The organism is Algibacter sp. TI.3.09 (assembly GCF_038154905.1).
In the GTDB taxonomy this organism is placed as follows: Bacteria; Bacteroidota; Bacteroidia; order Flavobacteriales; family Flavobacteriaceae; genus Algibacter.
This window is the reverse complement of the sequence record NZ_JBAKAN010000058.1, coordinates 1-291: the sequence shown is the minus strand read 5'-3', so window position 1 is coordinate 291 and position 291 is coordinate 1. Positions and strand designations below refer to the sequence as shown.

Below are 291 nucleotides of genomic sequence, written 5' to 3'. Positions count from 1 at the left end.
CACGTCCTTTACTTATACCGGGCTATCACCGTCTTTGGCTTGTCTTTCCAAACAATTCTAATTCATCGCGCTTCAAATATCGTGGTCCAACAACCCCAGTATTGCCGTAACAAAACTGGTTTGGGCAAATCCGCGTTCGCTCGCCACTACTAACGGAATCACTTTTGTTTTCTTCTCCTCCGGGTACTTAGATGTTTCAGTTCTCCGGGTTTGCTTGCATTACTGCATGACATATCTTCAATATGCCGGGTTGCCCCAGTCGGATATCTACGGATCAATTCGTGTGTGCCG

The 291-nt window shown here is 46.7% G+C and carries 1 rRNA gene; it reads right to left on the bottom strand.

What is annotated here, in order from left to right:
* A 23S ribosomal RNA gene (locus V6246_RS18305) occupies positions 1 to 291 on the bottom strand; the annotation flags it as partial.